Here is a 13,068-nt window from a genome sequence, read left to right on the forward strand (position 1 = left end):
AAGCTTATGTAGTTTTTGGCGAAATAATCCGCCTAGGCTTTTTTCATCAGGTGCCGAATGACCTCCTCCATAAAGATGAAGAACAGTGTTCTTGTTTTTTCATAGGGCTTCAGGTCGCTGGACTGAGCTTCCTGCGTCAAACAGAAGACCTTGTCGCAATGGGTCACCACGGTTGGATTGTATTCCTCCACGATGATGGCCACCTTGCCGCCCTTGCGTTTTGCTTCCTTGTAAGTGCCTTCAAAGGACTTGAAGGTGCCCGTTACGGTGAAGATGAGAAGTAACGTATCTTCATCGGTCATGGTGGTCGCGGTCAGGTCATCCGGAGCTGCGATGCAGACTTTATTTGTACATGTCTTCAGCTTGTATTCGAAATACTGCGCACATAGCAGAGATGGTCCGTAGCCGAGCAGCACCAGCTTCTTGCTGGCGGCAATCATCTCGCCCACCTCTTCTACCTTTCGCTGATCGAAGTTCTGCAGGAAGTGCTGCAATCGCAGAATCTCTGATGGCTTGCTGCTTTCGACAGTTTCACGCTCATAGAGGAAATCCAAATACTGTTTGTAATTGGCAAAGCCGAGCTTTTTGGCAAATTTCGATATCTTGGAAACAGAGCAATCACAGAGCTCCGCCGCTTCCGTAATACGAATGGTTGACGTAGTTTCACTGTGTTCTTTCAGGACGGCATGGATTCGTTGCTCCAACGGGTTCAATGCGTCAAAATCGATATTTATCAAGAAGCGCCCCGTTTCTTGGTGTCTAGGGTGGATAAGTCCGATAATTGCCCAGTGTAATGGAAAATTTTCTGCATTCCAAATGGAAAAATTTCCATTTGTGAAGAAAATGATGCTGTATAATAGAAAATATTCCATTATTTCTTGATGAATCTCTCTCATGCGGGTAGGCTTCTTCTTAGCCGATAGAAAGTTTTCCATCTCAAGAGGGAGTAAGGGATTTGGATCCGAAAGCCGTTGTCGAGCAGTTGGCGAAACTGGTTGCCCCAGAGCAGATCAACACCAACGAAGATGATCTGTACGTGGCCTCCGCAGATCGATACAAGAAGTATGCTTTTGCAAGAAACGTTCTTGATGTCCCTGCGCCGGTCGCCATCGTTTACCCAAAGACCGCAGAGCAGGTCAGCGAACTGCTGAAGTTCTGTAATGAATACGACATCAACGTCATTCCGCGCGCGGGCATGACCGCGACTGAAGGTGGTCTGGAAAACTGGAAAGACACCACGCTGGTCATTGATACCCAAAAGTTGGACCAGATCGTCAAGATCGACACCTATAACAGTCAGGCTACTGTTCAGGCAGGCGTGCCGCTACAGGTTCTCGAAGACGAGCTGCGCAAGCTGGGATACACCACAGGTCATTCACCGCAATCCAAGCCGGTGGCCAAGTTTGGTGGTCTGGTGGCGACACGAAGCATTGGCCAGTTCTCTACCCTCTACGGCGGTATCGAGGATATGGTGGTTGGTCTGGAATGCGTGTTCCCGGACGGCACTGTTTCTCGCGTCAAGAATGTGTCCCGTCGCGCTGGCGGTCCAGACATCCGCCACATCGTGATCGGTAACGAAGGCGCACTGTGCTACATCACCGAAGTCACGGTGAAGATCTTCAAGTACTATCCAGAGAACAACAAGTTCTATGGTTACCTGACCAAGGACATTGAAACGGGCATCAAGATCCTGCGCGAAGTGATGGTCAATGGTTTCCGTCCATCCGTTGCACGTGCCTACTCTGAAGAAGATGCAGCGCAACACTTCTACCATTTCTACGAAGGCAAGTGCATTGTCTTGTTCATGGCAGAAGGCCCGAAGGGTATCGTCGAGGCAACAGGCGTAGCCATTGAAGAGGCAGTCAAGAAATTCGAAGAAGGCATCATCAAGCAAGTCGATAGCAAGCTGATCGAGGATTGGTTCAATCACCTGAACTGGTCACAGCAAGACATCGATGATGAGTATGCCGAGATGCGTACCAATGCGTCTCATGCAGGCTATACCACTGAGATTTCTGCGGATTGGGAGACAATTCCGAAAATCTATGACGCGGTCATAGCTCGGGTTCGCGCTGAGTTCGAGCGTGCAGACGATCTGACCATGCTTGGTGGTCACTCGTCTCACAGCTATCTGAATGGGACGAACATGTATTTCGTCTACAACTACAAGATCAACTGCGAGCCAGAAGACGAGTTGATCACCTACCACCATCCTATCCAGAAGATCATCGTGGAAGAAACGCTAAAACATGGCGGTTCCATGTGTCACCACCACGGTATCGGGAAGTACCGCAGTGAGTGGACCAAGGATGAGCATGGTAGCGCTTACTACATGCTTGAGAAGCTCAAGGAAGCCTTTGATCCAAAAGGCATCATGAACCACGGCACCATTTATCCGGTGAAGGAGCTGAACAAGTACATCTATCAGCAGGACTAATCGCCTCTGAGTAAGGGCCAGCAGGTCATGTGGGAGCTTGATTTCCTGCTGGCCCCTTCAAAAACGATCTCTATTTGTGGGAGGAACCTATGCAAACAGAGAATTTTAAACGCTATTTCCAGTTTTTCTTGGTTGTTATTGCAGCAGGGGCAATTTTTCCTATTGTCTATTTGCGCACCAACTATCAAGAGACAATCCTAGAAGTTTTCAACCTGTCTCTGCCAGACTTGAATAATTTCTATTCTGTCTTGGGCATGACCTTTGTTGTTGGGTACATCCCCAGTGGTCTGTTGAGCGACCGCTTCTCGGCCAAATGGCTGCTTGCAATTTCTCTACTTGGCACAGCTATTTGCGGCTTCTGGTTCGGTACAGTTCCAGATCAATCTCAAGTTCGCATCATCTTCCTGCTTTGGGGCTTCTTCACTGTGTTCACCTTCTGGAGTGCACACATGAAGATGGTCAAGATGCTCGCGCGCGCCAATGAAGAAGGCCGTTTCTTCGGCATTATGGACGGCGGACGTGGCGTCGTTGAAGCTGTCATGGGCACAATCGGCCTTGCCATCTTCGCATCAATCCTGGGCACCAGCGTCGGCGTTGAAGACAAGACATCCGCGCTCGTGGCGGTGATCAACCTCTACTCGGCAATCGTTCTGGCGACTGCAGTTCTTGTCATCTTCTTCGTTGACAGCGAAAAGAACTTGCTTGCGCACGCTGAAAACAGCGGCGAACGGGCAGAATCTGAAAAGTTCCAGCTCAGCAAAATTGGCGTGCTTCTCAAGAACGGCAACGTGTTCTTGATGGGTAGCATCATCTTCATGGGTTATGCCGTTTTCTGGACCGTTTACTATCTCGGTGGCTTCTTGCAGACCAATGTGGGCGTGGATGCGGTAACAGCTGGTACCGTGACGGCCATCGTTCTTTGGATGCGTCCTGTGGGTGGCTTTGTGGGTGGTTTCCTTGCCGACCGTTTTGGTAGAGCGCAGGTGATCTGCTGTGCCATGCTCGGTGCGGCCTCCTTGCTGGTTGTTCTTACCATTCTGCCGGTGACTTCCGGGTCCCTTTTCTACGTGGTTATCGTCGCTCTTGGCGCCTTCCTCTATGCCATTCGCGGAACCTATTGGTCCTTGTTGGGTCAATGCGGCATCAGCGTAGCCATGATGGGTACAGCCATTGGTGTGATCTCCTTTGTGGGCTACCTGCCTGACATCATCCTGCCTCAGCTGAACACGTTCCTATGGAACACTTTCGGCGACACTGGCGGCTACAACGCGTACTTCATTGTCAGTGCTGGCCTCGGCGTCGTTGGTGCAATTCTTGCCCTGATCCATGCGCGGATCAATAAGCCGGCAACGGTTGTAGATACTGAAATCAAACCAGTACCTGAAAGCTGATGAAACTTGTTTGTGTAGTGAAGTTTGTCCCGGATGTGGATCGCTTTGAGTACGATCACGAAAAGCACGTCCTCATCCGGGAGGGCAGCCGGATGATGATCAATCCGGACGACGGGTGCGCCATTGGTTTCGCCCTTGAGATGAAGAAACGGAATCCTGAGATCTTCATCGAAGTGCTGACAATGGCCCCCGCCTCCGTGGTCCCGCTGGTTGAAGACATCCTCCGTGTGGGGGTGGATCAGGGGACCATCATCTCCGACCGGTCTTATGCCGGCAGCGACAGCTGGGTAACAAGTCGTATCCTGGGCCGCTATCTGGCGACTACTGAGTATGACTGCATTTTGACCGGAAGCCAGGCGATTGATGGAGACACCTCTCATGTGCCTCCGCAACTTGGAGAGATCCTCGGCTTGGGACAAATCTCCGGCATCACCAAGGTGGAAGAAGACAGCTTCGGCTCTGAAAGCGCGGTGGTGGAAGTAGACGATGAAGAGGCAGTTACGACCTATGAGCTGAACCTGCCGGCCATTTTGAGTTTTTCCCGAAAGAGCAAGTGTCGTTTGCCACACGTGCGCTTCAAGGACCGAAAGAAAGACGTAACGGACCGCATAAAGGTTTTGAGCAATGACGAGCTTGGGTTTGCCAAGGGCGAAGTTGGGCTCAAGGGGTCTTTGACCAAAGTGGCCAAGGCCTACACCAGAAAATATGAAAGCGGTGCCCAGCTAAGGGTCGCCGCGGATGACAATGGCGTGGAAACGGTACTCAAGTTTTTGAAAGAAAAAAGATTTCTTTAGCATGAACCGAGCACTCATCTTCATAGAGCAGAACAACGAAAGGCTCGCGCCGGAACTGCTGGCAGTGGCTGACCAGATCCATGGGCCGCAGCCGTTCGAGACCTATGCGGTTGTGATCAACGGCGACGTCGGTTCGCTGGTCGGCCAGTTCGACACGGTCATCAGTGTTGAGGATGAGGCACTTCAGGCCCACGATCAGATGGCTTTGGCCGATGTGGTTGCCGGGCTGCATGCTGAGCACCAGTTTGACAGCATCGTCGTGGCAGCCACGGCAGCTGGCAAGATGTTGGCTCCCCGTGTCGCCATGAAGATCAATTGTGGTCTCGTAGCTGATGTAACCGAGATTTCCCGGCAAAACGACAAGCTGCGTCTTGTGCGTCCAGCTTATGGTGGCCGGATGATGGCTGCCATTGAGATGCAGGGTGATGGCCCGGTCATGCTTACTGTTCGCCCCGGAGTGTTCCGTGGCCCTGGCGAGCAGCACCACAAGGCAACGCAAGTCATTGAGCCCAAGGGATTGCGTTATCGGCTAGGTGGCATCCGCCAGATCAAGAGGGAGAGCAAGCAGCTTTCCTACGATATTCGTGAAGCAGATGTTCTGGTTTCTGGCGGTGGCGGTGTGGCGCGCGGTTTTGAACTGCTTGAGCCCTTGGCAAAAGCGCTTGGCGGCAAGGTGGCTGCAAGCCGGGCCATCGTCGACCGAGGACTAATTTCAAGAAGTGTTCAAGTGGGACAGTCAGGCAAGACGGTCAGTCCGCGCCTGTATCTGGCACTTGGGATACATGGCGCTATCCAGCACGTCGTTGCATTGGATGAGGTTGAGTACATCATCTCAGTCAACACCAACCCGGATGCACCAATCTGCAGCCTCTCAGACATCGTTGTCGAAGGGGATGCGGTTATATTTGTAGAAAAACTGCTCGAGAAGATACGGGAGGAGCAAATCAATGCAAATAACTGATTTCAATATGGATTTCTTTTCGCTGAAGGGCAAGAATGCGATCGTTACCGGCGGTAATGGCGGTCTGGGGCAAGCCTTTAGTGCGGCGCTTGCCAACGCTGGTGCAAATGTCCTGGTTCCTAGCCTTTGCGATGACGATGGGACGACCCGCAAGCTGGTGGAGGGCTGTGGTGTTGAATATGAGTTCGTCGAGGCTGACATTACTGCGGAAGGCGAGTGCAAGCGTGTTGTTGAACATTGCGTCAACAAGTGGGGCAGCATCGACATTCTGATTAACTGTGCGGGGATCAGTATCAACGAACAGGACATCACCAAGTATGGTCGTGCTCAGTGGGACAAGATGGTTGCGGTTAACCTGACAGCTGCCTTTGAGATGATCCACGAATGCTGCACCTTCATGATCAAACAGAAGAGCGGCAAGATCATAAACATTGCCTCCCTCTACTCTTTCTTGGGTGGGCAGTGGTCTCCGGCTTATGCATCTACCAAACACGGGATCGTTGGTCTGACCAAATCCATGTGTGATGAGCTTGCTCAGTTCAACATTCAGGTGAACGCAATAGCGCCGGGCTACTTCGCGACCCCGCTGACCGAGATGACCCGCAGCGATGAAAAGCGGAATGCGGAAATTCTCTCGCACATTCCGGCAAACCGCTGGGGATGGACTGCCGACCTGATGGGCGCAACCATCTTCCTCGCAAGTGCTGCATCTAACTACGTCAACGGCTCCACCGTGACCGTGGACGGTGGCTATCTGATGCGCTAACTGGACTTGTTGTAAATGACTGAAGAACAATACATTCTCGCCATTGATGGCGGTACACAAAGCACCAAGGTCGCTATTTTCGATCTGCGTGGTGCAGAGATCTGTTCGCACACGGTGAAGTTGCGTCCCATCGTCTTGTATGGTGACAATCGCGCTGAGCATCCTGATGATGATCTTTGGGATAGCTTGAAAGACGCGTGTCACAAGGTTTTTGAAAAATTCAAGGGCGATAGAACCAAGATCATCGGTGTCGGACTGGGGTCTATTCGTTGTTGCCGTGCGCTCATGAATGAGGACGGCAACCTGGTCTCTCCTGTTCAAAGCTGGATGGATATGCGTCTCTCCCGCCCCTATGAACATGAAGATGATGCGGTTCGCTGGGTGACAACCACAACGGGATATCTGACCCATCGCTTGACTGGTGCCACCAAGGACACACGCTCCAACTACGTTGGGCCTTGGCCTATCGATCCAGTTGCGCTGGAGTGGTATGACGACAAGGAAACGTTCGACAGCTACACCACGCCCAGAGAGATGCTCTTCGATCTGGTAGACCCAGCGACGATCGTTGGCGAAATCACAGCGGCTGCGAGCGAAGCAACGGGCATCCCACAGGGTGTGCCGGTGGCATCCACGGCAAATGACAAGGCGGTGGAAGGACTTGGCGCTGGTCTGGTGAATGATGGCACGGCGCTGGTATCTCTTGGCACCTACATCACATCCATGATGGTTGGCGAAGAAAACCGCTTTGACACCAATGCGTACTTCGCCAACCCAGGGGCTACACCAGGTGAATTCCTTTATGAAAGCAATGGTATTCGCCGTGGCATGGCTACCGTTACCTGGATCAAGGATCTGCTGGGCAAGGACATTGTTGAAGCGGCTGAAGGTGCTGGGATGTCTCCAGAGGCGTATCTCAACAAGCTGGCTGCTGAAGAGGTTAGCCCCGGTTGTGATGGTTTGTACACGGTCCTCCACTGGCTCTCGCACCCTACCCGCCTACACGAGCGCGGTATGATGATTGGCTTCAACGGTACCCACAAAGGTGAGCACATGTTCCGCTCTGTCTTGGAGGGGATCGCCATGACCATGAAGAACAACACCCAAGCCATGTGTGATGAACGCGGCATCAAACTCGAGAAGATCATCGTCAGCGGTGGCGGATCCAACGGCGAGTTGTTCATGCAGATCTTTGCAGACGTCTATGGCGTGCCTGCCTACCGCAATGAGGTCAATGGATCCGCAAGCGTCGGTGCAGCGATATGTGCGGCGCTGGCATTGGGGATCTATCCTGATCGGGAGCAAGCTGTCGAGCACATGGTGCGCAAGCGCGATGTCTTTACGCCTATTCCTGAGAACGTGGCGCTCTACAAGGGCATCAATGAAACCGTCTACTGCAATCTTGCATCGCAGATGGAGCCATTGCTGAAAAGATCACATGAGATCTTTCAGGGACGCTAGTCCGAAATAGCGCCCAAAACGCACAATGCAGCGCGGAGAGTAAACGTATTCTCCGCGCGATTGCTTTTTAAATCAGCCGTTTCCATGGATGAGGCACGCTAGCCATCAGCTGCCTTCACACGCTGGGTTTGCGTGCCGAGCCCCTCGATCTCGATATGGACTATATCCCCGTCTTGCAGGTAAACAGGTGGCTTCATGCCCATGCCAACGCCGGGAGGCGTCCCGGTCGCGATGATGTCCCCCGGGTGCAGGCTCATGAACTGGGATAGGTATGATATGAGGAACGGAATTCGGTAGACCATTGTCGACGACGACCCCTCTTGCCGAATGATGCCGTTGACCTGAAGCCTTATTGAAAGCGCATGAGGATCGCCAAGCTCATCTGGCGTGACCAGCCACGGACCAACCGGGCCGAACGTGTCTGCGGACTTGCCTTTGGTCCACTGTCCGGACCGCTGGGTTTGGTAGGTGCGCTCGGAAACATCATTCACAATGCAATAGCCCGCGACGTGATCCAACGCGTCTTCCTCGCTCACATACTTTGCATGGCGCCCAATGACGACGCCTAGTTCTGCCTCCCAGTCTGTGGTTGTGGAGCCTCGCGGCAACTCGATCGGGTCGTTAGGGCCACTGATGGCAGAGGTCGCCTTCATGAAGATGATGGGTTCGGGTGGCACCTGCATGCCAGCTTCGGCAGCGTGATCGGAGTAGTTCAGGCCGATGCAGATGAACTTTCCTGTGCCCGAAACACAGGGCCCTAAGCGCGGCGCATCTTGCACAGTTGGGAGCGCATCCAGATCAAGCCTTGCCACCTGCGCCAGACTGTCAGGGTCGAGATTATGGCCCGATAGTTCCGAAACGTGCGCAGAAAGATCCTTGATCTCACCATTGTGAAAAATGCCGGGTTTCTCGGCGCCTTTTTCTCCAAACCGCAGAAACTTCATGAACTCCCCCTTGTTCTTGGAAAGTCCACCCTATCAAGCCCTGTAGGGGTCGCAAGATAGACCTGCGGCGGTCATTCAGCGGCAATTCGTTCACTTAAGGCGGGTGGCAGCTCATCGGACCACCGCCGCAATTCATCAAGGAACGTCAATGCTGTCTGTCCAAACGGGGTGATTTGATATTCAACGGCCACCGGTGAAGTGTCCAGCACCCGGCGTTCGATCAGCCCATAATCTTCCAGTTGGCGCAGGCGTTCGGTGATCATTTTCTTGCTGGCCCCGCCGATCATGCGAGCAAGGTCGTTGAAGCGGACAGGTTCATCTTTGAGGTGCCACAGAATTGAGCCTGTCCATTTGCCGCCGAGAATGCGCATACCCCGTTCAATCGGACACGGGGCACCACAGGCATTCACGGCCTGCTTCCGCCCTTCCCCATCATGGACAATCTTGGCCTTCATCAGAAAATCCTAGGTTACCAAAAGTATACTGGTTGCTATTTGAACTCTGATCTACCACGTTGGGGCCAAATGCGACACCCTTTGTTGGAGTAGACCCATGTCTCAACCTGACATTCATGTTTATACAGCTTCGACCATGAACGGCTGGAAGCCCATTCTTTTTCTGGAGGAGGCTGGTGTCGACTACGATTTGACGCCGATTGATTTCTCCAAAAAGGAACAGAAAGCACCTGAGTACGTCATGCTGAACCCAAACGGGCGTATTCCGACAATCGTAGATCGCAGCAATGATGGTTTCGTTGTTTTTGAGTCCGGCGCAATCCTCTGGTATCTGGCGGAGAAGTACGGCAAGTTCCTGTCTTCCGACCCGAAGGAAAAATCCGAAACCCTTCAATGGGTTATGTTTCAGATGGCAGGCATTGGCCCCATGATGGGGCAAGCCATGTATTTTCAACGCATCGCCGCGCCAAATGGCAATGAAGAACCGTTTTCCATTCGCCGGTATGTAGATGAGAGCCGCCGTCTCCTGGAGGTTTTGAACACCCGGCTTGAAGGGCGGGAGTGGCTGGTCGGAAACGCCTATTCAATTGCAGACATGACAACTTACACGTGGGCCCGAGCATATCCATGGGCTAATGTCTCGGTGGATGGACTAGACAACTTGAAGGCGTGGTTTGAGCGAATTGATGCGCGTCCAGCCGTTCAACGTGCCCTTCAAGTTCCAAAGCCGGTGCCGGTATTTTGGGGTGAAAAGGACGATGGTGCCTTCGCCGCCGAAAATGCTGCGCGTTTTGCCAGCGATGTGAAAAAGTAAACTGCAGGCGGCGCTGCTTCGAACTCAAAAGAAAGGCTCTCCGATGTCTCAAAAATCAGCGGATGTTCGCATCGATATTGTTTCTGATGTCGTGTGCCCCTGGTGCATAATCGGCTTCAAGCAATTGGAGCGGGCGCTTTTGGAGACCGGCACAACTGCTCAGCTTCATTGGCACCCGTTTGAGCTGAACCCCGGTATGGCACCAGAAGGCGAAAACCTGAGAGAGCACCTTGCCGCAAAGTATGGAACCACGCCTGAAGGCTCTAAAAAGGCGCGTGACCAACTGACCCAAATGGGGAACGAGTTGGGTTTCGCCTTCAACTATGCCGATGACATGCGCATGTATAACACCTTTCGCGCCCATCAACTGCTTCGCTGGGCTCAGGATTTCGGCAAGCAACATGAGTTGAAGATGGCCTTGTTTGCAGCTTTTTTCACAGACCGATGGGATGTCAGTGATCCTGAGGTTCTGGCAGGGGTTGCAGGCAGCGTAAATCTGGACGTGGCTGAGGCCCAAGCAGTTCTAGAGGACGGGCGCTTTGCGCAGGAAGTGCGCGAGGAGGAGAACTTTTGGACAGCCCGTGGCATACGGGGCGTGCCAGCGGTGGTTTTCAATCTTGAGCACCTCGTTACAGGTGCTCAGGGCACTGAAAATTACAAGGCAGTGCTGCAAAAAGTAATGGCGCTGCCGGCTTCTTCCTGAGGTTTTTGGCGCAACAACCCCATTAGGCCGGACTGGTGAAAAGCCCGGCCTTTTCATTTGGAGAGCCATGGGAATGGCGAGAGGGTTGCAGACGGAAATGGCCGCCACATGAGTGTGGTGCCCTGCACTATTTGAGTGGTACTGGGAGAAACCATACCGATGCCATCTGCCTGCGCGATCTCGTGGAGTGATGCAGCACCGTGTGTGGCGTGCCGAGCAAGAACGGGTAGGCCGACTTCGTTGATGCCGAGAACGCGTACTGGGAAGAACTCCGTTCGACCCGGCCTTCGCTGCCATTCGAAGCCAGAGACCGCCTGAAGATGAAGGTCGCCGGGTGAAGCCGCTCCGCTCATTTTTTGTATTTGCGGGCGGACAAAGAACTCAAACCCGATAAGGGCTGCCAAAGGATTGCCGGGCAAACCGGTGTAGGCCAACTGTCCCAAGCGGGCAAACAGGATCGGTTTTCCGGGTTTGATCGCCACACGCCAACTCTCAATTGTGCCGCCGGCCGCTATCACAGCGTCCTTGATGAAGTCCCGTGGGCCAACTGACACCGCACCGGATGATATCAGTAGGTCATGCTTGTCCTTGGCCTTTTCAAACAAGGCGGTAGTTGCTTGCGCATCATCGCCAAGAATCCCCAGATCAACGACCTGTGCACCCATCGCCTTGGCATAGGCAATGAGCATGGGTCTATTGCTGTCATGGATCTGTGCTTGTGCTGTTGCTTGCTTGGCTGTAGCAAGTTCGTCACCAGTCGAAAAAATGGCGACCCTCAAAGGCTGGTAGACCTCTATCGCTGAAAAGCCGTTTGCGACAAGTTGGCCGATATGCCGGGGCTCCAAAGGGGTTCCTTTGGTAATTAAGATGTCGCCGGGTTTCAGATACTCGCCTTTGCACCGGATGTTGGCACCAGGTGAGACGTGTTCCTTGATTGTGATTGTATCGCCCTCAACGTCACAGGCTTCCACTGGGACGACACTTTCACACCAAGGCGGCACCGGCGCACCTGTGAAGATGCGCAAACACTCGCCAGATACCGGATGCCCCGCGCCCTCTTGAGCGCCTGCAGCGATGGTTCCGATCACCTTGAGCTGATGTGGCGGCTTGGATCTTGCCGCACCTACTGGGAGCGCGAAGCCATCCATGGCCGAGTTATCAAAAGCTGGTAGGTCGCTCCTAGCTCTTTGATCGGACGCGACGACCCTGCCTAACGATTGCTCTATTGGACAATGGTCCGTTTGCAGCGGTTTTTGCTCGGCTGCGTTCAAAGCATGTTCCAGCGCTCTCGTGAAATCCAAGGGCGGGTTTGAAGGCTCAGGTGCTTCGCTCATGGGAGTTGGACGTCTCGGGCTTGAGGTGGATTGTGCTCAGAGAGAACCGGCAAAACGATCGGATTTCAAGCCCATTGCTTATAAAAACCAAAAGCCCCCAAGCATCGCTTGAGGGCTACAACGCAAGTCATTCACTGATCAAGCTGATCAGTCGATGGCAATGCGGAAACCATTTTCTCGGAGGCGCTTCATAGCCATAGCCATTGAGAAATATTCACCGTCGCTGCGAAGGCATAGGTCTACAACCTTCTTGGGCGTTACACGGCCTTCGTGTGTTTCTTCCGGTGAACAGTAAATGCTCACCCCATCACCACTTTCCAGTTGTTCTGCCATTACAGAAACCGGCCAGTGTTTAATTGTACCTTCTACAACCGTTTTCATGTCACTCCCGTATCGACCTTTCGGTTGGTGTTTTCTCATCTACGCGGCTCTTTACCGTTCAGACCTCTGAGAAACATCACAGCACTGATATACTGCTGTTCTTTCCAAAACAGAACTTGGTACTCAAACGTATACCGCTGCGTGATTGGCTGTTTTTGAGTTCAACGCATTTGTCGGTTACTCAAACAACGCGAGGACGACCCGCTTTCTAATCGCGTCCCATGTCATTTCCATGGCACTTCGCTAACATTTCCTTAGAGGGAAATTGAAGTTTCCTCAAAGCCACCTGATTTGATGGGTGGCGATCTGCGGTCAGGGTAAAACAAACGTTTTCCCAGATCGGCACCAGCCGGTGATCTTACACACAGGGTCACGCCAATGGGCTTTTCCGGCCAAGCTTGAGATTGAAACTCATTATAGCACAAAAGGTTGGCGGCGCAGAATACATGATGTCATTGCTGATCCCGACGGCTTGGCTACAGGCACAACAACCACATGGGTGCCAACGGCAACCCACATTGTTCTCCTCGTAATTCTTCCTCATGCAATTGGCCTTGCCCTGATGGGGGTTGATAAAACATGTTTTAGACGCTTCCGAGTGCCCGTTAGCATTGTTTTCGAGCACTT

At 52.8% G+C, this 13,068-nt stretch carries 13 protein-coding genes; 8 read left to right on the forward strand and 5 right to left on the reverse strand.

All coding sequences use genetic code 11. The features are described 5' to 3' along the window. Window positions 1-32: 32 nt before the first annotated feature. Window positions 33-896: a MurR/RpiR family transcriptional regulator gene (locus PUV47_RS16865; protein ID WP_274219758.1), complete on the reverse strand. Its 864-nt coding sequence runs from the start codon at window positions 894-896 to the stop codon at window positions 33-35. Between the two features lie 59 nt (window positions 897-955). On the opposite strand from PUV47_RS16865, the gene PUV47_RS16870 reads away from it, so the two are divergent. The 6 genes from PUV47_RS16870 to PUV47_RS16895 all read left to right on the forward strand — a co-directional run bounded on the left by PUV47_RS16870 (window position 956) and on the right by PUV47_RS16895 (window position 7,810). Next, on the forward strand, window positions 956-2,437 hold the full coding sequence (locus tag PUV47_RS16870; protein ID WP_274219759.1) for an FAD-binding oxidoreductase: 1,482 nt from the start codon (window positions 956-958) through the stop codon (window positions 2,435-2,437). 89 nt (window positions 2,438-2,526) lie between these two features. Beyond that, the gene (locus tag PUV47_RS16875; RefSeq protein ID WP_274219760.1) at window positions 2,527-3,828 is read left to right on the forward strand and encodes an MFS transporter; all 1,302 of its coding nucleotides are present in this window, start codon (window positions 2,527-2,529) and stop codon (window positions 3,826-3,828) included. Further along, the gene (locus PUV47_RS16880; RefSeq protein ID WP_274219761.1) at window positions 3,828-4,622 is read left to right on the forward strand and encodes an electron transfer flavoprotein subunit beta/FixA family protein; all 795 of its coding nucleotides are present in this window, start codon (window positions 3,828-3,830) and stop codon (window positions 4,620-4,622) included. The genes PUV47_RS16875 and PUV47_RS16880 overlap by 1 nt, the downstream gene beginning before the upstream one ends. Before the next feature lies 1 nt (window position 4,623). After that, on the forward strand, window positions 4,624-5,583 hold the full coding sequence (locus PUV47_RS16885; RefSeq protein ID WP_274219762.1) for an electron transfer flavoprotein subunit alpha/FixB family protein: 960 nt from the start codon (window positions 4,624-4,626) through the stop codon (window positions 5,581-5,583). Further along, on the forward strand, window positions 5,570-6,349 hold the full coding sequence (locus PUV47_RS16890) for an SDR family oxidoreductase (protein ID WP_274219763.1): 780 nt from the start codon (window positions 5,570-5,572) through the stop codon (window positions 6,347-6,349). Before PUV47_RS16885 ends, PUV47_RS16890 begins: the two co-directional genes overlap by 14 nt. A gap of 15 nt (window positions 6,350-6,364) precedes the next feature. After that, window positions 6,365-7,810: an FGGY-family carbohydrate kinase gene (locus PUV47_RS16895; RefSeq protein WP_274219764.1), complete on the forward strand. Its 1,446-nt coding sequence runs from the start codon at window positions 6,365-6,367 to the stop codon at window positions 7,808-7,810. 98 nt (window positions 7,811-7,908) lie between these two features. Here the strand turns inward: PUV47_RS16895 and PUV47_RS16900 are convergent, their stop codons facing one another. Continuing rightward, window positions 7,909-8,754, reverse strand: coding sequence for a fumarylacetoacetate hydrolase family protein (locus PUV47_RS16900; RefSeq protein WP_274219765.1), 846 nt, complete (start codon window positions 8,752-8,754; stop codon window positions 7,909-7,911). A gap of 71 nt (window positions 8,755-8,825) precedes the next feature. Next, window positions 8,826-9,209 carry a winged helix-turn-helix transcriptional regulator gene (locus tag PUV47_RS16905; protein WP_274219766.1) on the reverse strand — a complete coding sequence of 128 codons (384 nt, stop codon included), beginning with the start codon at window positions 9,207-9,209 and terminating at the stop codon, window positions 8,826-8,828. 97 nt (window positions 9,210-9,306) lie between these two features. On the opposite strand from PUV47_RS16905, the gene PUV47_RS16910 reads away from it, so the two are divergent. Both PUV47_RS16910 and PUV47_RS16915 read left to right on the forward strand, forming a co-directional pair. Further along, entirely contained in the window at window positions 9,307-10,023 is a 717-nt protein-coding gene (locus PUV47_RS16910) for a glutathione S-transferase family protein (RefSeq protein WP_274219767.1), read from the forward strand. 43 nt (window positions 10,024-10,066) lie between these two features. Then, window positions 10,067-10,726, forward strand: coding sequence for a DsbA family oxidoreductase (locus tag PUV47_RS16915; protein WP_274219768.1), 660 nt, complete (start codon window positions 10,067-10,069; stop codon window positions 10,724-10,726). Window positions 10,727-10,779: 53 nt separating this feature from the next. On the opposite strand, the gene glp is transcribed toward PUV47_RS16915, so the two are convergent. Further along, window positions 10,780-12,060: a gephyrin-like molybdotransferase Glp gene (gene glp / locus PUV47_RS16920; RefSeq protein ID WP_274219769.1), complete on the reverse strand. Its 1,281-nt coding sequence runs from the start codon at window positions 12,058-12,060 to the stop codon at window positions 10,780-10,782. Between the two features lie 147 nt (window positions 12,061-12,207). After that, complete coding sequence (locus PUV47_RS16925; protein WP_274219770.1) at window positions 12,208-12,441, reverse strand: hypothetical protein; 234 nt, start codon at window positions 12,439-12,441, stop codon at window positions 12,208-12,210. Window positions 12,442-13,068 lie beyond the last annotated feature (627 nt).

It is taken from the genome of Pseudovibrio exalbescens, from assembly GCF_028737195.1.
Lineage (GTDB): Bacteria > Pseudomonadota > Alphaproteobacteria > Rhizobiales > Stappiaceae > Pseudovibrio > Pseudovibrio zosterae.